The following is a 25645-nucleotide window of genomic DNA, read 5'->3' as shown; positions in this document are numbered from 1 at the left end:
GAAGTTGGGTGGGGACGCAGGCCGCTTCGTGCGAGGCATGCCCCTGACAGGTGGGCCGCGAATGTGACAAAGCGTAGGCCCGCGGTTCCGCCGGACGCGTAGTGACGCCACGCCGGCAGATGTGGGAGCGCCGAGCCCGACGAGGTAGGACATGGCCGACGCGCGGCGCACGCCTACACGGCGGGGCGCGAAGGCCTGTGGCACGAACGGTGCAAGGCCGTCTAGGCTCACGCACCCGCGCCGCGACAGTCCACCCTGGACGAAGGCCCGCCCTCCTCCCATGCTCATCCGCATCGGCTACGACATCGAACTGGCCCTGGCTGGACCCACCGCCGTGGTCTACCTGCTGCAGGTGCACCCCGACCGCGCGCACGATCTCGTCGCGCCGGAGCATCCGGTGGTCGATCCCCCCTTCTGGACCGACCACTATGTGGACGGCTTCGGCAACCGTTGCGCCCGCGTACGCGTGCCGGCCGGTCAGCACCGGCTGCGGCTGCACGGACAGGCCACCATCCACGATCCGGGTTGGCCCGACCAGCAGGACTGGGGCGCGCTGCAACATCCGGTGGACGAGCTGCCGCCCCAGACGCTGGCCTTCCTGCTGCCCAGCCGCTATTGCGAGGTGGACAGCGAACTGCTGGCCTTCGCCTGGGCCCAATTCGGCCAGACGCCGCTGGGCTGGGCCCGGGTGCAGGCCATCTGCGACTGGGTGCACCACCACATCCGCTTCGACTACGGCTGCGCCGATGCCGGCCGCACGGCGCTGGGCGGCTGGCGCCAGGGCGTGGGCGTGTGCCGCGACTATGCGCACCTGGCGGTGGCGCTGTGTCGCTGCATGAACATTCCGGCCCGCTACGTCACGGGCTACCTGGGCGACATCGGCGTGCCGCCGGTGCCCTACCCCATGGACTTCAGCGCCTGGTTCGAGGTCTACCTGGGCGGCCGCTGGCACACCTTCGATGCCCGCCACAACATTCCGCGCATCGGCCGCGTGGTCATCGCCCGCGGTCGCGATGCCGCCGATGTGCCGATCACCATGGTGTTCGGCCAGCACCAGCTCAACCGTTTCGACGTGATCACCGAGGAAGTCAGGGGCTGAAACCCAGCACTTGCATGGCCCGGGCCAGGCCCTGGTTGGGCAGGGGAGGCTTATCCCAGGGGGCGTTGCCGGTCGAAAGCCGCTCGCCGACGCTGGCCAGCGTCCAGTGCGCGCCGCTGGTCAGGGTGGGCAACTCGTCCCACGCAACCGGCACCGACACGCCCAGGCCCGGCCGGGAGCGCACCGACCAGGCGCTCACCGTCGTGGCGCCGAAGCCGTTGCGCAGGTAGTCGACAAAGATGCGGCCCACGCGGTTCTTCGGGCCGCTCTTGGCCACGAAGCGCTCGGGCAGCGTGCGGGCCAGGTGCTGCACCACGGCGCGCGAGAAGTCCTTGACGGTGTCCCAGCCATGCTGGCGCCGGATCGGCACCACCACATGCAGGCCCTTGCCGCCGCTGGTCTTGAGCAGGCCGTCCAGGCCCAGCTCCTGCAGCAGCGTGCGCATCAGCAAGGCACCCTCCTGCACATGCGCCCAGGAGACGCCCTCGCCCGGGTCGAGGTCGAAGGTCATGCGGTCGGGCTTGTCCAGCCCGCGCGAATGGCCGTTCCAGGTGTGGAATTCGAGCGTGTTCATCTGCGCGGCGGACAGCAGGCCCTTGGCACTGTCGATCTGCAGCAGCGGCTCGTGGCCCGGGTCCAGCGCGGGATCGAGCAGGCGCACGCCGGGCAGCGGTGCGTTCTGCACATGCTTCTGGAAGAACAGCTCGCCGCCCACGCCGTCGGGCGCCCGCACCAGGGACACGGGGCGGCCGCGCAGGTGCGGCAGCATCAGCGGTGCGACCTGCGCGTAATAGGCGATGACCTCGCCCTTGGTGGCGCCGCTGGCGCGGTCGATCACGCGGTCGGCATGGGTCACGCGCAGGTCGCCGGGCAGCGCGTCGTCGGACTTTGCCGCGGTGGTGGACTTGCGGCCACGGACCGAAGCCGCAGCCTTTCCCTTGGCCGCCGCAGCGGCCGCTGGTTTTGCCGCGGAACTCGCCTTGTCGGCCTTTCCTGAGGCCTGGGGTGCCGCCTTGGCGGCGCTCACTGGATCCATTGCCTGCTCCCGAACGATCTGCCGCGCCGGCTTGTCGCTGCGCAGGCCCTGGAAGACGGCCTGCCGCACCTTGCCTTCGCGCGTCCACTGGCCGAAGGCCACCTCCGCGACCAGCTCAGGCCGCACCCACTGCGCCTTCTCGCCCGCCGGCCGCGGCGTGAAGGGGCACTCGTCCTGGTCGAGTGCCTGCAGCTGCGCATGCATCTCCGCCAGGCGCCGCTGGTCGAAGCCGGTGCCAACATTGCCGGCGTGCTTCAACTCACCCTGTTCGTCGTACACGCCCAACAGCAACGCGCCGAAGCCGCTGCGGCTGCCGCGCGGTGCGGTGTAGCCGCCGATGACGAACTCCTGCCGCAACTGGTGCTTGAGCTTGATCCACGCCGGCGAACGGCCGCCGAGGTAGGGGCTGTCCAGCCGCTTGCCGACGATGCCCTCGAATCCGATGCCGGCCGCAGAGGCCAGCAGGTCGCGCGGCGTGGCGTCGAAGGCCTCGCTGAAGCGCAGCGAGGGCGGCAGCTCGCCAGCGTCGAAGATGGCGCGCAAGGCTTCGCGCCGCAGCGTCAGCGGCTCGTCACGCAGATCGCGCCCGCCCACGAAGGGCGCGTCAAACAGCCAGTAGACGATGGGCGCCGTGGCCTGCAGGTCGAAGGCGTTCTGCAGGGCCTGGAAGTCGGGCGCGTCGTTCGCGCCCAGCACGCCGATCTCGCCGTCGAGCCAGGCATTGCGCACCGGCAGCTGCGCCAGCGCGCGCGCCAGCTCAGGCAGGCGGTCGGTCCAGTCGTGGCCGTTGCGGGTGAAGCAGCGAATGCGGCCACGGCCATCGATGCGGGTGAGCAGGCGGTAGCCGTCGAACTTGAGCTCCCAGGCCCATTGCGCAGGCTCGGGCGGCGGGCCGTCGGCCAGCACGGCGAGTTGGGGGGCGAGGGTGTCGGGCAACGCGGCGGCCACGCCCGGGAGGTGCGCCTCTTCGGCGTCCTTCGGCCTTCCCTTCCTGGCTGTGGCGTCGGCGCGTTGGGTGGCGGCTTTGCTCTGGCCGCGGACGGCAGGCTTGCTGGCGGCCGGGGCGTCGGGTTCTGCCGGCTCGGCGACGGGGTCGGCCTCGGGTTGGCCGATGTGGCGCACGCTGTCCGGCTCGGCCTCGGTCACGTCGTAGTCGGCGAGTGGCCGGGCCGCGGCGTCCTCGTCCTTGATCAGCAGCCAGCTGGGCTTCTTCTCGTCCTTGCCGTGCATGCGCACCAGCGTCCAGCGGCCTTGCAGTTTGTGGCCCTGCAGCGTGAAGCTGAGCTTGCCGGCGCGCAGGCCGGCACGGGCGTCGCCTTCGGGCGCCCAAGTGCCGCGGTCCCACACGATCACCGTGCCGGCGCCGTATTGGCCTTCAGGAATGCGGCCCTCGAAGTCGCCGTAGGCGATGGGGTGGTCCTCCACCTCCACCGCCATGCGCTTGACCGTGGGATCGAGGCAGGGGCCCTTGGGCACGGCCCAGCTCTTGAGGGTGCCGTCCAGCTCCAGCCGGAAGTCGTAATGCAGCCGCGTGGCGTCGTGCTTCTGCACCACGAAGGCCAGGGCCTCGACACCCGGCGCGCCGCCGTGGCGGGGCTCGGGGGTGCGCTGGAAGTCGCGTTTGCGGTGGTAGTCGGCCAGGGCCTGGGCGGCGTCCGTGCCCGCAGGCCGCGCCTTGCCACCACTGGGCACAGAAGTCCTGCGGGTCGCGGTACGGGCCGCCTTGCGGACCGTCTTGCGGGCGACGCTCATGCCGCCTTGCGGCGCGGTGCCGTCTTGCGGGCGGGCGCGGACTTGGCGGCGGCTCGCTTGGCGGGTGCCTTGGCGGCAGCGCGCTTGCCTGCAGCGGCCTTGGTGCGCGTGTTGCCCTCGTCCTCGCCCTCGTCCGCCTCGTCGTCTTCGTGGTCCTTGGCCGCCGCTCGGCCCTTCCCACCCCGCAGGCTGCGCTGCAGCAGCTCGGTCAGGTCCAGGATCTTGGCGCCGGAGCTTGCCTGCTCCTGAGGCTCCAGCTTGGCGACGTCCTGCGCCTGACCGGCCTCGGCCTTGCGCTCGACCAGCGCCATGATGCGGTCGCGAAAGCGGTCCTCGTACTCCTCGGGGTTCCACTCGCCCGACATGTCGTCGATCAGTTGCTCGGCCATCTTCAGCTCGCGGTCGTTGACGCCGGCCTTGCGCGCATCGGCATCGGGCAGCGGCAGGCCTTCCCAGGAGCGGATGTCCGCGCCCCAGCGCAGCAGGTTGAGCACCAGCCCCGGCCCCGCGGGCACCAGCGCCGCCAGGTGCTCCTTGGTCTGGATCACCACCCGCGCCACGCCGATGCGCCCGGTGCGCACCAAGGCTTCGCGCAGCAGGGCATACACCTTGGCGCCGCGCTGGATGGGCGCGGTGTAGTAGGGCCGGTCGAGGTGGATGAAGGGGATGCCATCCGCCGGCACGAAGCGCTCGATCTCGATGGTCTGCAGCGTGCGCGGATAGGCGTCCGCGATCTCCTTGTCGGTCAGCACCACGTACTGGCCGTCCTCCCATTCGACGCCACGCACGATGTTCTCGCGGGCGATCTCCTTGCCCGTCTTCTTGTTGATGCGCTTGTAGCCCACGTGGTCCATGGTGCGCTTGTCCAGCCAGTCGAAATCGATGCTGCCGTCCTGCGTGGCCGAGTACAGCGCCACCGGGATGTGGACGAGACCGAAGCTGATGGCGCCCTTCCACAGGACGCGCGGGCTGGATGCGGGCATGGCAGGGCTCTCCGTGCGGGGGAGCGCCAGCCTATGCGGGCCGGCAGGGCACGGCCTGTAGGAGGAAGAAGCCGCCGGCCGCCGTGCGGCGCCTACACCACGATGGGCGTGACCGCGCCATCCATCGCCAGCACCGCGCCGGTGACGTAGCTGGCCCGCGCCGAGGCCAGGAAAAGCACCGCATCGGCCACCTCGCGCGCCTCGGCGATGCGGCCGAGCGGCAGTTTGGCCGTGGATTGCGCCAGCGCCTCCTCGGGCGAGACACCCTGCTGCGCGGCCTGGGCCTTGAGGCCTTCCTGCAGCCGCTCAGTGGCGGTGAGGCCGGGGTTCACCACGTTCACCCGCACGCCCTTGCCCGCATAGGCATTGGCCAGGCCCACGCTGGCGAGCATCAGCGCGGCATTGGCCGAACCGCCCGGCAGGTGGATGGGACTGGCCACCTTGCCGCCCGCGCCCACCACGTTGACGATGGCCCCATGCCCCCGCGCGGCCATGCGCTTGATGAGCGGGTCCATCATGTGGATGTAGGTGAAGTACTTGGCCTGCATGGCCGCCTGCCAATGGGCGGCCTCGAGTTCCTCGGCCGGCGTCCGGCGCGCGGCGCCGGCCGAGTTGACCAGCACGTCGACCGGGCCGTGGGATTTCTCGATCCGGTCCAGCACCGCGATGGCGGCCTGCGGGTCGCTCAGGTCGGCCGCGAAGGTGGCGACCATGCGGGCCGCATCGGCCCGGGCGTCGGTCAGTGCCAGCGCCGCGTCGACCAGCCCCGCCTCATGGCGGGCCACCAGGCTGACGCGCGCGCCCTCCTGCAGAAATCCCCGTGCGCAGGCCAGGCCGATGCCCTTGCTGCCGCCCGTGATCAAGACATGTTTGCCGGCGAGTTCGAGGTCCATGGCCGCATCCTGCGCCTCGGGCGCGAACTGTCAAACGACCGCCGGCAATGTCCCTGCCCGTTGCTGCGGTGTCACGGCACTGTCGTTGCACGTGCCGTTCACGACCGGCGGCCGCGGAGCAGGCCATGCGCGGGGCACCCGCGGAACCGGCTTCGCCGGGCCGCCGGGTGCGCCCCCTTGAGGGGGGAGGCGGCTACACGAAGTGAGCAAGCAACGGGGGTGGACTCAACTGCCGTGGCACTTCTTGTACTTCTTGCCGCTGCCACAGGGGCAGGGGTCGTTGCGGCCGGGCTCGTCGGCGCGGCGCGCGGCCTGCACGCGCGGGCCCAGGCTGCGCCACAGCTGGCGCAGGTCGTAGACGGCCCAGATGGCTTCGCCGAAGTCCTCCAGCCGCTGCTGGCTGACGGTGGGCGGGCCGTCTTCGGCGTACATCGACAGCGCGGGCGGGTGGGTGTCGTCCTGGGCCAGGGTCTCGATGCAGTCCAGGCCGTCGGCCAGCATCTCGGCCACTTCCTTGTCGCGCGGCGCTGCCCAGTCCTCGGACCATTGCTCCACCGCGGCCAGGAAACCCAGGGCCCAGACCTGGGCGAAGGACGGCAGTTCGCCCTCGGGCGCTTCGGCGCGCTCCTCGGGCGGCAGGGCGGCGATGGCGCCGCGCAGGTCCAGGCACTCGGGCTGGAAACAGCGATCATCGTCCAGCGACTGCACGTCGGCCGCGTCGAGGGCGGTCTGCATCTCGTGCCAGCGGCGCTTCCAGCGCCAGACGAACTCCATGTGCTGGGCGGGCGAGAAGCCGGGGCCGAAGAGGGCCGGCCAGTATTCGCTGGGCTCGACCACGCGGCGGGTGCAGACCAGCGCGGCCATGAAGCCATCGCAGAACTCCCACTGGGGGATGTCCTCGTCGTGCTCGCGCATCGCGTCGAGCGCGTCGTCCAGGGCGTCGAAGTCCTCGGGCGTCAGGGGAGGCAGGGCGGCAGCGGTGCCGACTTCGGCCGGCTGGGGGGTGTCGGAAGTCATGGGAAAAGGTGTCGGGGAATGCCCCCTATGATGCAGCACACCGGGCCGCCGGCCGGCGAGCGCCTCTGGCGGCCCTGCGGCCGGCCCGGCCGATTTCCGTTTTCATGGCAGCGCTCCGCCCCTCCTTCCGACGTTCCTCGTCCTCCTCCTCCCGCCGCGACGACGCCGGCGGCGGCGAGGCCCCGCCCCGGCGCGACCCGCATGCGTTCCTGCGCGAGATGCTGCCGAAGCAGGCGCGCAGCGTGGCCGACCACCGGCTGGACGACCGGCGCGTCTGGCTCAAGAAGGCCGGCCCGCGCCATGGCCCGCTGCGCTATCGGCTACTGTCGCTCATCGCCCGCACGCTGCGGCTGGAGGTGCTGACGCCCGTGCCCAACCCGGGCGGCGCGGCGGCCATCGCCATCGAGGCCGCGCGCCTGCGCAGCCTGGCCGCCAGCGGCCTGCGCGTGCCGCAGGTGCTGGCCGAGCAGCCCGAGGGCCTGCTGATCAGCGACCTGGCCGGCAGCGGCCGCAGTGCCGCCATGCTGATGGAACGCCTGGAGCAGGCCGCCACCCAGGGCCCGGCCGTGCTGCTGGCCGCCTGGGCGCAGGGCCTGGAGGCCATCGCCCGGGTGCATGCCCGCGGCCAGTACCTGAGCCAGGCCTTCGCCCGCAACATGGTGCTGTGCCCCGACGGCGAGATCGGCTTCATCGACTTCGAGGACGACCCCGGCGCCACGCTGCCCACCGACCAGTGCCAGGCCCGCGACTGGCTGAGCTACCTGCATTCCACCGGCGCGCTGATCCTCGCCGCCGGCCCGCAGGCCGCCGCGGCGCACTGGCAGGCGGCCATGGCCGCGGCCGAGCCCGGCGTGCGCGAGCGCGTGGCCGAGGCGGCCCGCCGCATGCGCTGGCTGCGGCACCTGCCCCAAGGCCGCCGCTGGGGCCGCGACACGCAGCGCGTGCGCGCCGCGGCGGTGCTGCTGGGGCGCTGGCACGCCGCATGACGGTGCGGCCCGGGCCGGACGCGGCACTGGAAGCGCGCTTCCTTGCCGACGTGCTGCGCAACCCGCACAACGCCTGCATCCTGGCGCGCTGGGACGCCCTGGCCCTGCCGGACGGCTGGCTGGTGGCCGGCTGCCTGTTCCAGACCGTCTGGAACCAGCGATCAGGACGCCCGCCGGCCGCGGACATCAAGGACTACGACCTCTTCTACTTCGACCCCGACGACCTGTCCGCGGCCGGGGAGCAGGCCGTACAGCGGCGCGTGGATGCCCTGTTCGCCGACCAGGGCATCACGCTGGAGGCCTGCAACCAGGCCCGCGTGCACCTCTGGTACGAAGCGCATTTCGGCCAGCCGTACCCGCGCCTGCACAGCAGCCGCGACGGCATCGACCGCTTCCTGATCCCTGCGACCTGCGTCGGCATCGCGCCCGGCCGGCTGTATGCGCCGTACGGGCTGGACGGTCTGTATGCGGGCACGCTGGCGATGAACCCGCTGGTGCCGCACGCGGCGCTGTATGAGCGCAAGGCGGCCTCGTACCGGGCGCGGTGGCCATGGCTGCAGGTCGCGCCGGCGTCGTTGCCGTGAGCGGGGAGCAGGCGGCAGCGCCACCATCGCGCAGGGCCGTTGCGACGCCATCACGCGCACCCGGGCGGACCACCGGCCTGCGCGAGAATCCGCCTCCTTCCCGTCCCCCGACACCGCCCGGCACCGTGCCTGCCAAGAACACCCAATCGCCCGCCAAGAAGACGCGCCGGACCGCCGCTGCCGCCGCGCCGGCCGATGCGACGGCAGCGCCGCCACCCGCGGCGCCGCTGGCCGCCCCGGCCCCTGGCGGCCCCACGCGACGCATGCGCGTGCGCGAGCCCGAGGAACAGATCGAGCATCGCATCCTGGCCGCCGCCGTCGCCGAGTTCGCGGAGCACGGCTTTGCCGGCGCGCGCATCGAGCGCATCAGCAAGCAGGCCGGCACGGTGGACCGCATGCTGTACTACTACTACGGCAACAAGGAGCGGCTCTACCAGGCGGTGCTGGAGAAGCTCTATGCCGAGATGATCGGCGCGCAGCGCGATTTCGTGCTGCCGCCCGACCCGGTGGCCGGCATGCGCCAGCTGATCGAGCATGCCTGGGACCACTACGTGGCCAACCCCGACCTGGTGCGCGTGATCATGAACGAGAACCTGCTGCGCGGCCGGCACATCCGCCAGTCGCAGCAGGTGGGGCGCACCTCCTTCCCGCTGGTGGAGACGGTGGCCGAGATCCTGTCGGCCGGCCAGGCCCAGGGCGTGTTCCGCCGCGACGTGAAGGCCGAGCATGTGCTCATGAGCATCATGTCGCTCGGCTTCTTCTACATCTCCAACCAGTACACCTGCTCAGCCTGGATGGGCGTGGATTTGATGAGCCGCCCGCGCCGGGCCGGCTGGCGCGCGCATATCTGCGAGGTCGTTCTGCGCAGTATCCAGGCGTGAACACCCCCCATGCCGCTTCGCGGCTCCCCCCTCTCTGTCGCCTTCGGCTTGGAGGGGGGCGCACCCCACGGCCTGGCCAAGCCAGTTCCGTGGGTGCCCTGGCTTGGCCTGCTCCGCGGCCATTTGATCGTTACTGATGCGCCGGTTTCATGTGGCCCCGGGGTGGGGTGCAGCGCTAGCCACAACTGAGATCACATCGAGACGCCGCGAAGCGGCATGGGAGGTGTCTCAGTTCCGCAATTTGCGGATCACATCGTCCGGCGGCGCCAGCTTGCTGCCGTCGATGTAGGTGCCCGCGGGCATCACGCCCTTGCCGTCCTTCACCGCCGTGCGGCCCACGTAGATGCCCATGGTGGACTGGTTGTCCTGCGGACGGAAGGTGGCGGGCCCGAAGGGCGTGGAGAAGTTCAGGCCCTTGAAGGCGGCGATCAGCTTCTCGGTGTCGGTGCCGCCGGCCTTCTGGATGCCGGCCGCCAAGGCCTTCACCGTGGCATAGCCCACCACCGCGTTCAGGCGCGGATAGTCGCCGTACTTCTTCTGGTAGGCCGCATAGAAGGCGCGGTGCTCGGGCGTGTCGATGGCGGTGTAGGGGTAGCCGGTGACGATCCAGCCCTCGGGCGCATCGTCCTTGAGCGGGTCCAGGTACTCGGGCTCGCCGCTCAGCAGACTCACCACTTCGCGGCCCTGGAACAGCCCGCGCGTCTTGCCCTCGCGCGCCAGCTTGGTGAGGTCGCTGCCGAACATCACGTTGAAGATGGCATCAGGCTTCGCATCGGCGATGGCCTGCACCACGGCGCCGGCGTCGATCTTGCCCAGGGGCGGCGCCTGATCGGCGACGAACTCCACGTCGGGCTGCAGCTTCTTGAGTTGCTCCTTGAAGGCGGCCGTGGCCGCCTGGCCGTACTCGTAGTTGGGGTAGATGAGCGCCCAGCGCTTCTTGCCCAGCTTGGCGGCCTCGGCGACGACCGAGGTGGCCAGGGCATAGGTGCCCGAGCGCAGCCGGTAGGTGTAGCGGTTGCCGTTCTCCCACACCACCTTGTCGCTCAGCGGGCCGGAGGCGAGGAAGAACATCTTCTTCTGCCGCGCGAAGTCGGCCAGCGCCACACCCACATGCGACAGCGTGACGCCGGAGAGGATGTCGATCTTCTCGCGGGCGATCAGCTCCTCGGCCATGCGCACGGCGTCGCCGGGGTTGGCGTTGTCGTCGCGGAACAGCGTCTCCAGCTTGCGGCCGCCGAGCACGCCGCCGGCGGCGTTGATCTCTTCCTGCGCCAGCAGCCAGCCGTTGCGGTAGGGCACCAGGTTCTGCGGCAGGGCCTTGTAGCTGTTGATCTCGCCGATGCGGATCGGCTCCTGCGCGGCGGCAGGCAGCGCGGTGGCAACGACGGCCAGCAGGCCGACGGTCAGGGCATGGCGCCAGGGCTTGGGGATCATCGCGGGTCCTCGTGGGTGGGGTGATGGGACGGAGACGGAAGACAGACAAGTGAAAGAAGCGGGCGCGGCACCCGTTGGCGCCGCGTGGGCGGCGCTCGCTCAGGCCGATTCGGCCTCGACCATTTCCTGCACGATGCGGCGCATCTTGATGGCCGAGGCATCCAGGCCGAGCTGCACGCGCTGCCAGTCGCGCGGCTTGTCCTCGTTGCGCTGGATGGCTTCGAGCACGGCCTTGTCCTCGTTGAAGGCCACCCGCAGACCAGCGCGCAGGCGCTCGTCGGTGGCGGCATCGGCGGGCGAGTTCTTCAGCAGCAGCCAGTGCTGCACGCAGCTGCGCGCGTCCACCGGCGTGATGAAGTGGCAGGCGAACATCTGGATGCAGTCGCCGCGTGCGCCCTCGGGCGCGCCGGTGCCGGTGGCGGCGGAGCCGAAGTCGATGACGGCGATGCTGGGCGCGTGGTAGTGGTAGTAGTGCCAGCGGTCCACGTTGCCGCCGAAGTCCTTCAGGCCCTGGAAGATGGGGATGAGCGGCCCGTCGATGACCCAGCGCCAGGTGACGACCTTGCGGCCCTCGCGCTGGTGCTGCACGCGCGTCTCTTCACGGCCGGTGCTGCCCAGCGTGGTGGGATGCACGTAGACCACGTGCGTGGGATCGCACAGGTTGTCGGCCAGGCTCAGGTAGTTGGCGGCCACGGGCAGCGCGTCGCCCTCGATCACGCTGTAGGCCGGGTCGTCGTACTCGGGCAGATGGAAGACCTGCGTGGCATCGGCCAGCGCCGCGTTGCCCATCCACACCCAGACCATGCCCATGCTTGTGGCCGTGGGATAGCTGCGCACCTGCGCATTGGCCGGCGCGCGCTGCATGCCCGGCGCCTGCGTGCAGTGGCCGCTGCAGTCGAAGGCCAGGCCGTGGTAGCCGCATTCCACCGAATCGCCGCGCAGCCGGCCCAGCGACAGCGGCGCGAGGCGGTGCGGGCAGGCGTCGTCCAGTACGGCCACCTCGCCGGTGCTGGTGCGGAAGACCACCAGGTCTTCGCCCAGGACGCGCCGCTTGGCCAGCGACTGGCCGATATCGCGGGCCCAGCCGAGCGGGTACCAGGCGTTGCGGGGATAGGGCGTGCTGCTCATCGTGCGTCGACTCCGTGGGATGTTTGACCCGCATCAGCATACGGCGTGCCAGCCTTGGAGTAAGTGTTTTCTTCACTTAATGGAGTATTCACTCCATTTTGATTGCATCATGGGCGGGAACGGTGCGTCGGGTGCACTCTCGCAGGGCATGGCGAGAAGCGTCGGGGCCGCTTGCGATGAAAGTCAGTCAGCCTGTTTGCCCCGGCGTGGGGCGGCAGGCTTCGACAGGCTCAGCCTGAACGGTCGTGGGTGAACGAGCCCGCATGGGGATGCGCCCTTGGCTTGGGAATCGTCCGGTCATGGCGCCACGCCACGCCACGCCACGCCACGCCACGCCACGCCACGCCACGCCATGCCATGCCATGCCTGCCACGCCACGCGAAGCGCAGCCGCCCGGCCTTGCGCCGCGCCGGCGAGGACACGACCCTGGCCCAGCCCGCCTTCGCGCCAAGCCAAGCCAAGCCAAGCCAAGCCAAGCCAAGCCAAGCCAAGCCAGCCCACGCCACGCGCCGGCCCGCAGGAAGTCTCAGCCGGCCTTGCGCGCCTGCGCCGCCAGCAGGCGCTTGTTCACGGCGTGCACCGCGCCCAGCTCGGCCTGCATGGCGCGGCTGATCTGCGACAGGGTGCGCAGGCGGCGGTTGCTCTCGCGCAGGCGCTCGGCCAGCGCGCGAGAGATGGACAGCATCAGCCGCGCGGCCACGGCGGGCTGCACTTCCACCAGGCCGCGCAGCGCGCGGCGGGTGAGCACCGCCAGCTTGAGGTCGGTGAGGGCCGTGCAGGTGGCCGAGCGCGGCGAGCCGTCGATCAGGCCCATCTCGCCGAAGAGCTGGCCGGCGTCGATGACCGAGATCACCACCTCGTCGCCATCGCCCACGCCCGAGCCCTCGGCCCGCACCTGGCCTTCAAGCACCAGCGCCATGTAGTCGACGTCGTCGGTCTGCCCCTCGGTCATGATGACCGTGCCGGCCTTGACGGCCATGGGGCGCATGGCGTCGACGATGATCCGCGCGTCGTGGATGTCCAGCTCGGCCACGATGGACGAGCGGGTGAGCATCAGCGCCGCTTCCTCGCGCAGGTTCACCGAGGCCATGGCGTCCCTTCGTCGCGGTCGCCGGCCGCGGGTGGCAACAGCCACACGCCCCCGCCACCCACCGCATGCAGCCGGCGCTGCGGCATCCGCGGCAGCAGCAGGCCGCCGGTGAATTCGCCGAAGGCCGGCAGGATCGCCAGGCCTGGCTCGCTGACGAAGCAGGGCAGGCGCAGGCTGTCGCGGCCCGGGCCCTGCAGCGCGCAGGCCGGATGCAGGTGGCCCGCCAGCACGAAGCGGCCCGGCTGGGTCTGCGGATGGTGGCAGCAGGCGAAGGGACCGAGCGCAAAGGGTTCGTCGGCCAGCGCGATGCGCAGTTCGGCCGGCGGATCGCCGGCCCGGTCGTCATGGTTGCCGCGCACCAGCGTCATGCCCAGTTGGGGATGGCGCGCGCGCCAGGCGGCCAGCGCCTGCAGCACCTGCGGCGTGCGGGCCTGCGGCGCGTGCAGGAAGTCCCCCAGGAAGACCACCTCGCGCGCACCCTGCCGATGGATCAGCGTATCGAGGCGGGCCAGGTTCTCGTGCGTGGTGCCGCCGGGCACCGGCTGGCCCAGTGCCCGGAAGGTGGCGGCCTTGCCGATGTGCAGGTCGGCGATGAACAGGGTCCGGGCCGCCGGCCACCACAGGGCGCGCTCGGGCAGCAGGTGGAGGCGCTCGCCAGCCCAGAGCACTTCATGGGCGGCAGGGGCATCGGAACGGGGCAGGAAGGACATGGGAAGGTGGAGGAAGGCAGGAGTTTACGTTTCGCAACGGATAGTGCGCTTGGCCCGACGAGGCGGCCGAGGCAGCCGTCCGAGCCGATGCCCGCCCCGGGCTCGGCCGTCCGATGCAACGCCTGAAGCACAAATGCTCAATACCATGCGCTTTCGAACCAACATGTCCATGGAGTCAAGATGATCGTCGGCATCGATCTGGGAACCACCAACAGCCTGGCGGCCGTCTGGCAGGAGGGCCGTGCGACGCTCGTCCCGAATGCATTGGGTGAGACGCTCACCCCGTCCTGCATCAGCCTCGACGACGATGGGACGGTGCTGGTCGGCCGTGCAGCGCGAGAGCGTCTGCAGACCCATCCCGAGCGAACCGCTGCCAGCTTCAAGCGCTACATGGGCAGCGCCAAAACGCTGGCGCTGGGTGAACGAGATTTCCGGCCCGAGGAGCTGTCCTCGCTCATCCTCCGGTCGCTGAAGGCGGATGCCGAGGCATTCCTGGGGCAGGCCGTCGAGGAGGCGGTCATCACCGTGCCCGCCTATTTCTCCGACGCACAGCGCAAGGCGACGCAGACGGCAGGCCGCCTGGCCGGGCTGAAGGTGGAGCGCCTGCTCAACGAACCCACCGCTGCAGCGCTCGCCTACGGGCTGCACCAGCGTGACGCGGAGACGCGCTTTCTGGTGTTCGACCTGGGCGGCGGCACCTTCGATGTCTCGATCCTGGAGATGTTCGAAGGCGTCATGGAGGTCCGCGCCTCGGCCGGCGACAACTTCCTTGGCGGCGAGGATTTCCTGATGGCGCTGGTGGACCTGTTCATCGAGAAGGCCGGCCTGCCCGCGTCCGTGCGCCAGGATCGCCTTTTCCTGCAGCGGCTCCTGGGGGCGGCAGAGCGGGCCAAGAAGGCACTCAGCGAACAACCGAAGGCCGAGATCAAGGTCGCCTACAAGGGCCAGGACCTCTCGCTCGCCATCGACGAGCCCATGCTGGAACATGCCTGCGCCACATTGCTCAAGCGGCTTCGGATGCCGGTGGAGCGGGCGCTTCGAGACGCCAACCTGCGCAGCGCCATGCTCGACAACATCGTGCTCGCCGGCGGCGCCACGCGCATGCCCATGGTGCGGCGACTGGCCACCACCATGTTCGGCCGCTTCCCCGCCATCGACTTCAACCCCGACGAGGTCGTGGCGCTCGGCGCGGCCGTGCAGGCAGGACTCAAGGCCCGCGACGCCGCGCTCAAGGAAGTGGTGATGACCGATGTGGCGCCCTACTCCCTCGGCGTGGCGGTCAGCAAACGCCTGCCCGACGGCAGCACCACGCCAGGGCACTTCGACCCCATCATCGAACGCAACACCACCGTCCCTGTCAGCCGGGTGAAGAACTACGTGCCGATCTCGGAAGGCCAGCACTGCATCGATCTGCACATCTTCCAGGGCGAATCCCGGATGGTGCGGGACAACATCCACCTGGGCGAACTGCGGGTGGATACGCCGTCCGCCAACATCGAGGACTCGGCAGTGGACGTGCGTTTCACCTACGACGTCAATGGCCTGCTGCAGGTAGAGGCGACCGTCCTCAAGACGCGCAGGACCGTCAGCGTGGTGATCCAGGGCAACCCCGGACTGCTGACCGACGCCGAGGTCGCCGAGCGGCTGGATGCGATGCAGGGGCTGAAGATCCATCCGCGCGACACCCTCGAAAACCGGACCACCCTGGCCCGGGCCGAACGCATCTATGCGCTCTTGCGCGGGCAGGTGCGGGAATGGCTGAGCGCGCAGATCCTGCGCTTCGAATCCGACCTGGCCACGCAGGACATGCGGCTCGCCGCGCAGGGACGCGCGCGGCTCGAGGCGCAGCTCGATCAGATCGAGCAAAGCGGTGCCGTCCTGGCCGACGACGATCACTGAGGCACCCGATGGGCAAGACGCCTCCCTTTCTGCGCCGGCTGGGGCTGGGCCCCGACGCGGACGAGCGCGCCGTCCGCCGCGCCTATGCGCGACTGCTGAAGGAAACAGATCAGGAAGCCGATGCGCAAGGCTTCCAGTCCCTGCGCGAAGCCTACGAACAGGCCCGGTCATGGCTCTCGCACCAAGCCGTCCAGGCCGCCGGCCAGGGTGAGGATGCCATTTCGACGCAACAGCCACCGCCTGCTGCCGGGCCCGCGGACGCGTCGACGGAAGCGCCGGCCGCCGCCGGTGGCGCCGATGCCGGTGCCGGCGCCGCGGATACCCCGGCCAGCGCCGTCATGGCGCCCCTTGCGCCTGCGCAGCAGGTCGCCGCCGACCAGGCTGCCCAGCAGATCGCCCGCGAGGCATTGGACGAGCTGTGCCGCCATATCCTGCCCGGCGGAGAGCAGCGGCGCGCGGCGTTGCAGACCTGGCTCACCCAATGCCTCGAAGGGCCGCGCCTGGTCGACGTGGATGCGCGCTTCTACTTCGAATGGGGTGTCGCGCAAATCCTTGCCGAGGGCTGGGCGCCCGGCAAGGAGCATCTCTTCGGCCCCGCCATCGCCTGCCTGGGCTGGAAGGCCGACCGGGGTCGCCTGGCCGCGTTCTCGCGGGCGGGCGCCATCGTCTCGGCCGCGCTGGCCGAGATGGAGTTCTACGACGGCCTGCCCAACAAGCTGCGCACGGCCCAGAGAGAGCTGATCCGCCAGTTGCGCTCCGATCGTCGCCCGCGCACGGGCGCCCTGCTCGCGCAACAGCCGATGCTCGATCAGATCGTGCAGCTCTATCCGCACTGGCTGCATCTCATCACCAACACGCGCAACATCGGCCGATGGCGCGAATGGGCGGAACAGGTGCCTCGCTGGCGCCGGATGCTGGCGCCCCGAGCGGCACGACGCCGTGCGGTGCCGGCACCCGCACCCCGCGCCAAATCCTGGGGTTCGCGCTATGGCTGGGCTTTCATGGTGCTGATGGCAGTGGGCGCGCTCGGCAAGCTGCTCGACTCACCCAGTTCGACACCCGCCCCGTCCGCCACGCACGCGAGCTCCATGGGCCAGCCCAGCGTCAGCACACCCGTGCTGACGAGGGCACCGGGACAGCCGGGCACGACGCCTGACGCCGAGCAGCGCAAGGCCGTGGACCAGTTGCTCGGAGGCATGACGCAGTCCGGTTCGCCGGGCGGCGGGTTGGCCGGGGTGGAGCGGGCGGCCGTTGCGGCCTCCTATCTGTCGCCGCCCAAGGTCGTCTACCCGGCCGAAGCCCGTCGAGCCTCGATGGAGGGCGTGGTCCTCCTCGCAGTGCGCGTCGAGGCCGACGGAACGGCGAGTCGCATCGTGGTGGAGAAAAGCTCGGGCCAGGCCGTGCTGGACGAGGCTGCGCTGGCGGCCATGCACAGCGCGCGGTTCTCGCCGGCCAGGAACGCGGCGGGTAAGGGCATCGTCAGCGTGATGCGCGCGCCCTTCAACTTCACGCTGGCCGAAAACACCCGGCCCGCCCGGGAGCGTCCGGCGAGCTATGCCCAGTCCATCACCGACGCGGTGCGGCCCTACATCATCTTTGGCGACCCCGTGAGCGGCAACCCGGCCGCGGAGGTCACCCTCCAGCTCGCGGTGGATGGGCGGATCGAGCAATACCGGCTCACCCGCTCAAGCGGTGTCGCGGCATGGGACGCCGCCGTGCTGCGCGCCATGGCGCGCGTGCCCAGCCTGCCGGCAGACCGCGACGGCAAGGTGCCGCCGCAGATGGTGATCGCCTTCCGCCCCAAAGCCTAGCCGGGGCGCGGCACCGCTTGCGGCGCGCAGGCACCGCGGTCACAGCGGCGGCAGCGGCTTCGAGGGCTTGCGGGGCCGACGGGCGCGCCGCGGTGCCGGAGTCGCGTCCTCGCTGCCCTTGACCGGCTTGTCCGGCGGCTGCTCCTGCCCGAAGGCCAGAGTGCGCCGCACGTCCTGCGCGTCGCCCACCGGGATCTCGCCGCCCGCAGCCTCCTCCAGCTGGGCCACCATGCGGGCGATGCGGTCGGCCACGCTCTCGTTGCTGAGCTTCTCGCGAAAGCGCTCGACCATCAGCGGAAAGGCGAAGGGTGTTGGCCGCTTGGGCTGGACCAGCTCCAGCCGCTGGCCGGCCATGCGCACCAGGCTCTCGCGCAGGCGGGCGATGTCCAGCTCCTGCGCGAGCAGCTCGGTCTCGGCCTGGGCCAGCAGGCGGTTGGCCGGGTCGTACTTGCGCAGCACCTCCCAGAACAGGGAGGAGGAGGCCTGCAGTTGCCGGCTGCTGCGCTTCTCGCCCGGGTAGCCCTGGAAGATCAGGCCCGACACCCGCGCGATCTCGCGGAAGCGCCGCTGCGCCAGCTCGCTGGCATTGAGGCTGGCCAGCACCTCGTGCAGCAGCGCGCCGTCGTCGTCGTGCGCGGCCAGGGCCTCCTGCGCTGGCGCGTCGTGGCCGGCGCGCAGCACTTGGGGCAGCAGCTGCGGCCAGTCGACCTCGGTGGCGCCCAGCAGCTCGAAGCCATAGTCGTTGACCGCGATGGAGAAGGTGCGCGGCGCGTGCTGCGCCACCCGCCAGGCCAGCAGGCTGGCCAGCCCCAGGTGCACATGCCGACCGGCGAAGGGATAGAGGAACAGGTGCCAGCCCTCGCGCGTGCGCAGCGCCTCGGCCACCAGCGTGTCGGGCGTGGGCAGGCGCGACCAGGCCTGCTGGATCTCCAGCAGGGGCCGCGCGGCCTGCAGCTCGGGCGAGTCGTAGCGGCCTTCGGCGGCCAGCGCCAGCTGCTGCACGGTGGCATCGGCCAGCGTGGTGGACAGCGGCATGCGCCCGCCGTTCCAGCGCGGCACGGCCGGGCGCTGGCCGCTGGCGCGGCGCACCCAGGCCGTCATCTCGCGGATGCGCACCAGCTCCAGCATGCGGCCGCCGAAGAGGAAGCAGTCGCCCGGCTTCATGCGGGCGACGAAGCTCTCTTCCACCGTGCCGATGCGCGCGCCGCCGACGAACTGCACGCTCATGCTGGCGTCGCTGACGATGGTGCCGATGTTGCTGCGGTGCCGCCGCGCCAGCCGCGCATCGGGCACGCGCCACACGCCCTCGGCATCGGGCATCACCCGGTGGTAGTCCGGGTAGGCGGCGAGCGAGGGGCCACCCTGGCGCACGAAGTCCAGGCACCACTGCCAGTTGGCCTCCGACAGATGCGCATAGGCCGCCGTGCGCCGCACCTCTTCCAGCAGCGCCTCGGGCCGGAAGCCACCGCCCAATGCCACCGTCACGAGGTGCTGCACCAGCACGTCCAGCGGCTCGCGCGGCGTGTGGCGCGATTCGATGTGGCCGGCCGCGATGGCGTCGCGCGCGGCGGCGCCCTCGACCAGCTCCAGGCTGTGGGTGGGCACGATGCTCACGCGCGAGGGCCGGCCCGGCGCGTGGCCCGAGCGGCCGGCGCGCTGCAGCAGCCGCGCCACGCCCTTGGGCGAGCCGATCTGCAGCACGCGTTCCACCGGCAGGAAGTCCACGCCCAGGTCCAGGCTCGACGTGCACACCACCGCCTTGAGCTGGCCGCTCTTGAGGCCGAGCTCCACCCATTCGCGCACCGCGCGGTCGAGCGAGCCGTGGTGCAGCGCGATCAGCCCCGCCCAGTCGGGACGGGCCTCCAACAGGGCCTGGTACCAGATCTCGGACTGCGAGCGGGTGTTGGTGAAGACCAGCGTGCTGGGGCTGGCGTCGATCTCCTGCACCACCTGCGGCAGCATCGCCAAGCCCAGGTGGCCGCCCCAGGGAAAGCGGTCGGTGCGGCCGGGCAGAAGGGTGTCGACCACCAGCGTCTTGGGCACCTGGCCCTGTACCAGCACGCCGGCTTCGCCCGGACCCAGCAGCGCGCCCATGGCCTCGTGCAGGTTGCCCAGCGTGGCCGACATGGCCCAGGCCATCAGGCCGGCGTTCCAGCCCCGCAGGCGGGCCAGCGCCAGCTGCACCTGCACGCCGCGCTTGTTGCCCAGCAGCTCGTGCCATTCGTCCACCACCACCAGGCGCAGGTGGCGCAGGCGCTCCTGCGCATCGGCGCGGGCCAGCATCAGCGACAGACTCTCGGGCGTGGTGACCAGCACGGTGGGCAGGCGCTGGTTCTGCGCGCTGCGCTCGGACGACGAGGTGTCGCCGCTGCGCGCGGCGGCCGCCCAGTGGGGCGCGACCACGGGCAGCGTTTCGGACAGGGCGCGCAGCGAGTCGGCCGCCAGCGCGCGCATCGGCGTGATCCACAGCACCGTGAGCGGGGGTGGCGCGGGTGGCTTGCCGCCGCTTTCCGCGGCGGGCGGCTCGCCGGCCAGCGCCTGCAGCGCGCCCAGCCACACCGCATAGGTCTTGCCCGCGCCGGTGGTCGCGTGCAGCAGACCCGAACGGCCGGCCGCGATGGCGGCCCACACCTCGCGCTGGAAGGCGAAGGGCTGCCAGCCGCGGGCGTCGAACCAGTGCTGGACGGCCAGCCCGGCAGGCCCGCCCGCGGGCGCAGGCCCGGACGCGCCGGACGGCTGGGCAAGAAGCGATGAAGCGGGCCGGCGAGGCATGGCGCGATTACAGCAAAGGCCATGGGGGCCGTTTGCAGGTCGAAAGGCCGTCGTGCCTCGGAGGATGTGCGGACCGACCCCGCTCCGCGCGCCGTCCTGCCCGCACATGCCCAGCCACGGCGTCTTCAGGCGCCGCGGACTGCCATCCTTGCACAAGTGGCTCCATCGATAGGACCAGTTGGTCCCATTGAACCCACGGCCCAGCCTGCCTAGCATGGCCCGATCACAAGGAGACAGCCCCGATGACCTTCCCGCGCACACGCCGCGCCACCCTGGCCGCGCTGCTGGCGGCCACCGCCTTCCTGCCCGGCCTTGCGCTCGCGCAGGAGGGCAAGCCCCTCACCGTCGTCGTGGGCAGCCCGGCCGGCGGCACCACCGACACCCTGGCCCGCATCATCGGCCGCATGATGGGCGACAGCCTGGGCCGCCCGGTGGTGGTCGAGAACCGCGCGAGCGCCGGTGGCAACATCGCCGCCGCCTATGTGGCCAAGGCGCCGCCGGATGGCAGCACGCTGCTGATGAGCTTCACCGGCCACACCATCAACGCCACGCTCTACAGGAACCTGGTCTTCGACCCGGTGAAGGACTTCACCCCCATCACCATGGTGGCGCGCGTGCCCAGCGTGCTGATCGCCCGCAAGGGCCTGCCCTTCAACGACATGGCGGGGCTCATCGCGTACGCGAAGAAAAACCCGGGCAAGCTCAACTTCGCCATCGGCGCGCAGGGATCCTCGCTGCACCTGGCCAGCGAGCAGTTCAAGATGATGACGGGCACCGACATCGTCAACGTGCCCTACAAGGGGACCAACCCCGCACTGGCCGACGTGCTGGCCGGCACGGTGGACCTGATGTTCGCCAGCGCCGTCAATGTGCTGCCGCATGCGAAGGGCGGCGCCATCCAGCTGCTGGGCGTGAGCACGCGCGAGCCGCTGCCGCAGTTCCCGGGCGTGCCGCCCATCGGCCGCACCGTCAAGGGCTTCGAGTCGCAGGCCTGGTTCGGCCTGTTCGGCCCGGCGCGGATGCCGCAGGACGTGACGGACAAGCTGTACGCCGCCGTCAAGGCCGCCATCGACTCGCCGGCCTACCAGGAGCGCATGCAGACCGAGGCGGCCACCGCCGTCCACATGACGCCGCCGCAGTTCGGCCAGTTCGTGGCGCAGGACGTGCAGGACTGGGCGAAGATCATCAAGGCCTCGGGCGCCACCGTCGATTGATCCGTCCGCGCTGGGGCGGCCGGCCGTACACCGCGGACAAGGACGACCGACGCCAGGGCCTGCCTTGCCCGGCGCCAACGGCCCTCCTACATTCGGCCGCATGCCTGCCGCCGCCGAACCCTCTCTCCTGCCGCGCTTCCAGCAGGTGCGGCTGCTGCTGCGCGAGCGCCTGAAATCCGGCCACTACGAACGGGGCCTGCCGCTGCCGGGCGAACGCCAGCTGGCCCGGGAATTCGGCGTCGCCCGGGTGACCGTGCGCACGGCGCTGGCGCGCCTGCAGGAAGAAGGCCTGGTGATGCGCATGCGCGGCAAGGGCACCCTGCCCACCGGCACGGGCGAGCCGCCGCGGCACCTGCCCCTGCGCGCCGGCCTGCTCGACAGCATCGTCAGCCTGGGCGAGCGCACGCGGGTGCAGGTGCTGGACCACGGCGTGGTGGAAGCCCCCTCGCACGCGGCCGAGGCGCTGGGCCTCGCGGCCGGCGCGCCGGTGCTGCGGGTGGTGCGCATCCGCAAGTTCAAGACGCAGCCCTTCCTGTACTCCGAAGTCTTCCTGCCGGCCGACCTGGCCACGGCGGTGCAGCGGCACACACTGCAGGACACGCCCATGCTGGTGGCGCTGGAGCAGCATGGCGTGCAGGTCGATTCTGCCGAGCAGACCATGGGCGCCGCCCTGGCCGACCTGCAGGTGGCCCAGGCCCTGCGCATGCAGGCCGGCGAGCCGCTGCTGCGCATCGCGCGCGTGGTGTGCGATGCCACGGGCCGACCCGTGCAGTACCTCACCGGCCTGTACCACCCCGGCCGCTACGAGTACCACATGCGCCTGTCGCGCGTGGGTGGGCCGACGCGGGTGTGGATCGAGAACAACCGGCCGCAGAACGGGCTGGCTTGAAGGAGCGCGCGTTCAGTGATGGGCGCTCAAGGCCAGGGCGTTGCGCAACAGGCTGTTTACCCGCGTCTGCCACCCCGGTCCGCTCCGCTTGAGGGCTTCGAGCACATCGGCGTCCACCCGCATGGTGAGGGCCACCTTGGGCTGGGCCAGCCTGGGGCGTCCGCGCGCGGGCCGCAGTGCCGCCAGTTGCGCATCATCCAGCGGCAGGTTGTCCGGATCGGCCAGGGCCGCCGCAGTGAGGGCGTCGTCCTCGACGGCCGTCGGGGCTGTGAGTTCAGGGCGCTTCTTGTTCATAACGTCGGAATTCCCGCAGGTTGGCCTTGCGAAGGCTGATCACCCGGCGCACGTCCGCCCGGTCGGTGAACACCACCACCCAGAGCCTGCCGGCCATCGGCGCCAGAGCCACCTGACGCGGCTCGCCACAGTCGCGCCGCAGGTCGGGCGCCACGAGCGCATGGTCCCAGTCGAGTTCCCGCGCCTTGGCAAGCGATACGCCGTGCTTGGCCTGGTTGAGGGCATCCTTGCCCGTGTCGAAAATCCATTCCACCCTGATTTTTTGTGTTGGCGAAAAATATCGCCTCCGGGGAGGTTATCAGACGATCATGCCGGCAACAAAGCCTGCAGTGTCTGCAAGGTGTCCGCCTCTTCCACCGGCTTGTCCTGCCGCCAGCGCAGCATGCGCGGGAAGCGGGTGGCGATGCCGCTCTTGTGGCGCGGGCTGCGGGCGATGCCCTCGAAGCCGAGTTCGAAGACCAGCGTGGGCCGCACGCTGCGCACGGGGCCGAAGCTCTCGATGGTGGTCTTGCGGATGACGGCGTCGACCTTGGCCATCTCGGCGTCGGTGAGGCCCGAATAGGCCTTGGCGAAGGGCACCAGCTGGCGTCCCTCCTGCTCCGGCGGGCCGTCCCACACGGCGAAGGTGTAGTCGCTGTAGAGGCTGGCGCGGCGGCCGTGGCCGCGCTGGGCATAGATGAGCACGGCATCGACCGTGAGCGGATCGATCTTCCACTTCCACCACAGCCCCACATCCTTGGTGCGGCCCACGCCGTACTGCGCATCGCGGCGCTTGAGCATGAAGCCCTCCACACCCAGGCTGCGCGAGGCCTCGCGCTGGCGCGCCAGGTCGGCCCAGCTGTCGCCCTTGAGCACAGGGCTGGGGCGCAGCACCGGGTGGTTCACGGCCGCCAGCAGCGCGTCGAGCCGGGCGCGGCGCTCGTGCTGAGGCAGCGGGCGCAGGTCCTGGCCGGCCTCTTCGAGCAGGTCGTAGGCCAGCAGCACCACGGGCAGCTCGCGCAGCAGCTTGGGCGTGAGGGTCTTGCGGCCGATGCGCTTCTGCAGCTCGGCGAAGGGCTGCACGCGGCCCGCCGTGCGCGCGGGCGTCGGAGCGACGCCGACAGCGGCGGCCTTGGCGGCGCGAGCGCCGGGCGCTGCGTCCACGGCGGGCTCATCCGCATCCGCATCCGCATCCGCATCCGCATCCGCATCGGCGCTGGCAGCACGCGCTTCCTCCTCGACCGGCCCATGCCGCCACACCACGATCTCGCCATCCAGCACCGTGCCGTCCGGCAGCACGCCGCCCAGCGCAGCCAACTCGGGAAAGCGCTCGCTGACCAGCTCTTCGCCACGCGACCACACCCAGGCCTGGCCCTCGCGGCAGACGATCTGCGCGCGGATGCCGTCCCACTTCCACTCGACCTGCCAGCCGGACGGCGGGCCCAGCAGCTCGTCGAAGCGTTCGAGCGGCTCGTTGAAGGGATGCGCCAGGAAGAAGGGATAGGGCTGGCCACCGCTGATGGCCGAGCCCTCGCCATCCGTGCCTTCGGGCGCGATCAGGGCTGCATAGTCCGCCTCGCCGGGCCGCGCGCCGATGTGGGTGTAGCCCATCAGCCGCTGGGCGACACGCTTGGGGTCCAGCCCGCCCACGGCCGCGAGGGCCTGCGTGACCTGCAACTTGGAAACGCCGACGCGGAAGGCGCCGGTGATGAGCTTGAAGTAGACGAGCCGCTCCTCCGGCGCCAGCAGCCGCCACTGCGCGCGCAGCGTGTCGGGCAGGCCCTCGGCCGGCGCGCCGCGCAGGGGCAGCAGGTGCTGCTCCACCCAATCCGCCAAACCCAGCTCGTGGGTGCCGTCGGAAGGCGGCAGCAGCAGCGCGATGGTCTCGGCCAGGTCGCCCACCGCCTCATAGCTTTCGACGAACAGCCATTCGGGCAGGCCGGCGGCTTCCTGCGCCAGCAGACGCAGCAGCTTGACGGGCACCAGCTGTCGCGGCTTGCCGCCGGCCAGGAAGTACACCGCCCAGGCCGCATCGCGCGGCGACGCGGCGCGCAGGTAGCGCTGCAGGGCGGCCTGCTTGACCAGGTTGGAGGTGCTGGCGTCCAGCTCGCGGTAGAGGGCGGCGAAGGCCTTCATGACGCCGCCACCTCCGGCGCATCGGCAATGTCCTCGTCGCCGTACTCGGTGGCGAAGGCCTGCGCATCCAGGCCGTTCTCGCGCAGCCAGCGCACCATCACCGCGACGCTGCCGTGCGTGACCATCACCCGCTCGGCGCCGGTGGCGGCGATGGCCTTGTGCAGGCCGGGCCAGTCGGCATGGTCACTCATGACGAAGCCACGGTCCACGCCGCGGCGCCGGCGCGTGCCGCGCAGCAGCATCCAGCCGCTGGCGAACGCATCCGAGGCATTGGCGCCGAAGCGGCGCATCCACGGCGTGCCCTGGGCCGAGGGCGGCGCCACCACGAGGGCGCGGCGCAGCATCGCGGCATCGACACCGGGGTCGGTCACGCGCAGGGTGGGCGGCAGCGCCACGCCCGCGGCGCGGTAGACGGCATTGAGCGGCTCGACGGCGCCATGCACCACGATCGGTCCGATGGAGGCGTCGACGCCATGCAGCATGCGTTGCGCCTTGCCGAAGGCATAGCCGAGCAGCACGCTGGCGCGGCCTTCCTCGGCATTACGCCGCCACCAGGCGTCGATCTGCGCGAAGAGCTCGGGCTGCGTGGGCCAGCGGTAGATGGGCAGGCCGAATGTGGATTCGGTGATGAAGCAATCGCAGCGCACCGGCTCGAAGGGCGTGCAGGTGCCGTCGGGCTCGGTCTTGTAGTCGCCCGAGGCCACCCAGACCTGGCCGCCATGCTCCAGCCGCACCTGGGCCGAGCCCAGCACATGGCCGGCCGGATGCAGCGAGATGCGCACACCGTGGTGCTCGATGGCCTGGCCGTAGGGCAGGGTCTGCAGCGTGATGTCCGCGCCCAGCCGCGCGCGCAGGATGCCCTCGCCCTGCTCGTGCGCCAGGTAGTGGTTGTGGCCCCAGCGCGCGTGGTCCGAATGGCCATGGGTGATGACGGCCCGGTCGACCGGACGCCAGGGGTCGATATAGAAGTCACCGGGCGGGCAGTACAGGCCCTCGGGGCGGGCGACGACGAGGTCCATGCGCGGCATGCTAGTGCCGGCCGGCGGGCGACTCCGTAG

Annotated in this window: 21 protein-coding genes; 8 read left to right on the top strand and 13 right to left on the bottom strand. The window is 71.1% G+C overall.

The window, feature by feature from the left end; genetic code table 11:
- The first annotated feature begins 280 nt into the window (after nt 1-280).
- Complete coding sequence (locus DFR41_RS06015; protein WP_017761438.1) at nt 281-1099, top strand: transglutaminase-like domain-containing protein; 819 nt, start codon at nt 281-283, stop codon at nt 1097-1099.
- On the opposite strand, the gene ligD is transcribed toward DFR41_RS06015, so the two are convergent.
- The 4 genes from ligD to DFR41_RS05995 all read right to left on the bottom strand — a co-directional run bounded on the left by ligD (nt 1089) and on the right by DFR41_RS05995 (nt 6780).
- Nucleotides 1089-3887: a DNA ligase D gene (gene ligD / locus DFR41_RS06010; protein WP_114802026.1), complete on the bottom strand. Its 2799-nt coding sequence runs from the start codon at nt 3885-3887 to the stop codon at nt 1089-1091. The two genes, DFR41_RS06015 and ligD, sit on opposite strands and share 11 nt — an antisense overlap.
- The gene (gene ku, locus DFR41_RS06005; RefSeq protein ID WP_114802025.1) at nt 3884-4870 is read right to left on the bottom strand and encodes a non-homologous end joining protein Ku; all 987 of its coding nucleotides are present in this window, start codon (nt 4868-4870) and stop codon (nt 3884-3886) included. The genes ligD and ku overlap by 4 nt, the downstream gene beginning before the upstream one ends.
- Before the next feature lie 92 nt (nt 4871-4962).
- Nucleotides 4963-5763 carry an SDR family oxidoreductase gene (locus DFR41_RS06000; protein WP_114802024.1) on the bottom strand — a complete coding sequence of 267 codons (801 nt, stop codon included), beginning with the start codon at nt 5761-5763 and terminating at the stop codon, nt 4963-4965.
- 225 nt (nt 5764-5988) lie between these two features.
- On the bottom strand, nt 5989-6780 hold the full coding sequence (locus DFR41_RS05995) for a YecA/YgfB family protein (RefSeq protein ID WP_114802023.1): 792 nt from the start codon (nt 6778-6780) through the stop codon (nt 5989-5991).
- Between the two features lie 104 nt (nt 6781-6884).
- Between DFR41_RS05995 and DFR41_RS05990 the strand changes: the two genes are divergently transcribed.
- From DFR41_RS05990 to DFR41_RS05980, 3 genes are all read left to right on the top strand, one after another.
- Complete coding sequence (locus DFR41_RS05990) at nt 6885-7766, top strand: BUD32 family EKC/KEOPS complex subunit (RefSeq protein ID WP_114802022.1); 882 nt, start codon at nt 6885-6887, stop codon at nt 7764-7766.
- The gene (locus DFR41_RS05985) at nt 7763-8350 is read left to right on the top strand and encodes a nucleotidyltransferase family protein (protein WP_211322551.1); all 588 of its coding nucleotides are present in this window, start codon (nt 7763-7765) and stop codon (nt 8348-8350) included. The genes DFR41_RS05990 and DFR41_RS05985 overlap by 4 nt, the downstream gene beginning before the upstream one ends.
- A 125-nt stretch (nt 8351-8475) precedes the next feature.
- Nucleotides 8476-9231, top strand: coding sequence for a TetR/AcrR family transcriptional regulator (locus tag DFR41_RS05980; RefSeq protein WP_170159315.1), 756 nt, complete (start codon nt 8476-8478; stop codon nt 9229-9231).
- Nucleotides 9232-9459: 228 nt separating this feature from the next.
- Here the strand turns inward: DFR41_RS05980 and DFR41_RS05975 are convergent, their stop codons facing one another.
- From DFR41_RS05975 to pdeM, 4 genes are all read right to left on the bottom strand, one after another.
- Entirely contained in the window at nt 9460-10665 is a 1206-nt protein-coding gene (locus DFR41_RS05975; RefSeq protein WP_114802020.1) for an ABC transporter substrate-binding protein, read from the bottom strand.
- Nucleotides 10666-10764: 99 nt separating this feature from the next.
- The gene (locus DFR41_RS05970) at nt 10765-11793 is read right to left on the bottom strand and encodes an aromatic ring-hydroxylating oxygenase subunit alpha (RefSeq protein ID WP_114802019.1); all 1029 of its coding nucleotides are present in this window, start codon (nt 11791-11793) and stop codon (nt 10765-10767) included.
- A 526-nt stretch (nt 11794-12319) separates the two neighbouring features.
- A complete protein-coding gene (locus tag DFR41_RS05960; protein WP_114802017.1) occupies nt 12320-12883 on the bottom strand; it encodes a Crp/Fnr family transcriptional regulator in 564 nt (187 codons plus the stop codon).
- Nucleotides 12871-13593, bottom strand: coding sequence for a ligase-associated DNA damage response endonuclease PdeM (gene pdeM, locus DFR41_RS05955; RefSeq protein WP_114802016.1), 723 nt, complete (start codon nt 13591-13593; stop codon nt 12871-12873). Before pdeM ends, DFR41_RS05960 begins: the two co-directional genes overlap by 13 nt.
- Before the next feature lie 180 nt (nt 13594-13773).
- On the opposite strand from pdeM, the gene DFR41_RS05950 reads away from it, so the two are divergent.
- Nucleotides 13774-15492, top strand: coding sequence for an Hsp70 family protein (locus tag DFR41_RS05950; protein ID WP_114802015.1), 1719 nt, complete (start codon nt 13774-13776; stop codon nt 15490-15492).
- Between the two features lie 8 nt (nt 15493-15500).
- Complete coding sequence (locus DFR41_RS05945; protein ID WP_114802014.1) at nt 15501-17303, top strand: TonB family protein; 1803 nt, start codon at nt 15501-15503, stop codon at nt 17301-17303.
- Between the two features lie 39 nt (nt 17304-17342).
- On the opposite strand, the gene DFR41_RS05940 is transcribed toward DFR41_RS05945, so the two are convergent.
- Nucleotides 17343-20075, bottom strand: coding sequence for a ligase-associated DNA damage response DEXH box helicase (locus DFR41_RS05940; protein ID WP_114802013.1), 2733 nt, complete (start codon nt 20073-20075; stop codon nt 17343-17345).
- Between the two features lie 242 nt (nt 20076-20317).
- Between DFR41_RS05940 and DFR41_RS05935 the strand changes: the two genes are divergently transcribed.
- Both DFR41_RS05935 and DFR41_RS05930 read left to right on the top strand, forming a co-directional pair.
- On the top strand, nt 20318-21289 hold the full coding sequence (locus DFR41_RS05935) for a tripartite tricarboxylate transporter substrate binding protein (protein ID WP_114802012.1): 972 nt from the start codon (nt 20318-20320) through the stop codon (nt 21287-21289).
- Between the two features lie 100 nt (nt 21290-21389).
- Nucleotides 21390-22178, top strand: coding sequence for a GntR family transcriptional regulator (locus DFR41_RS05930; RefSeq protein WP_114802011.1), 789 nt, complete (start codon nt 21390-21392; stop codon nt 22176-22178).
- 12 nt (nt 22179-22190) lie between these two features.
- Here DFR41_RS05930 and DFR41_RS05925 read toward each other — a convergent pair whose 3' ends face one another.
- From DFR41_RS05925 to DFR41_RS05910, 4 genes are read right to left on the bottom strand one after another with little or no spacing between them, the layout of a single operon-like run.
- Complete coding sequence (locus DFR41_RS05925) at nt 22191-22472, bottom strand: BrnA antitoxin family protein (protein ID WP_017758158.1); 282 nt, start codon at nt 22470-22472, stop codon at nt 22191-22193.
- Nucleotides 22453-22725, bottom strand: coding sequence for a BrnT family toxin (locus DFR41_RS05920; protein WP_114802010.1), 273 nt, complete (start codon nt 22723-22725; stop codon nt 22453-22455). Before DFR41_RS05920 ends, DFR41_RS05925 begins: the two co-directional genes overlap by 20 nt.
- Nucleotides 22726-22778: 53 nt before the next feature.
- Nucleotides 22779-24587, bottom strand: a complete 1809-nt coding sequence (locus DFR41_RS05915) for an ATP-dependent DNA ligase (protein ID WP_114802009.1) — start codon at nt 24585-24587, stop codon at nt 22779-22781.
- Nucleotides 24584-25615, bottom strand: a complete 1032-nt coding sequence (locus tag DFR41_RS05910; RefSeq protein ID WP_114802008.1) for a ligase-associated DNA damage response exonuclease — start codon at nt 25613-25615, stop codon at nt 24584-24586. The genes DFR41_RS05915 and DFR41_RS05910 overlap by 4 nt, the downstream gene beginning before the upstream one ends.
- Nucleotides 25616-25645: the final 30 nt, after the last annotated feature.

This window comes from Pseudacidovorax intermedius (assembly GCF_003350475.1).
Classification (GTDB): Bacteria; Pseudomonadota; Gammaproteobacteria; order Burkholderiales; family Burkholderiaceae_C; genus Xenophilus; species Xenophilus intermedius.
This window is presented reverse-complemented; position numbering and strand designations above follow the sequence as displayed.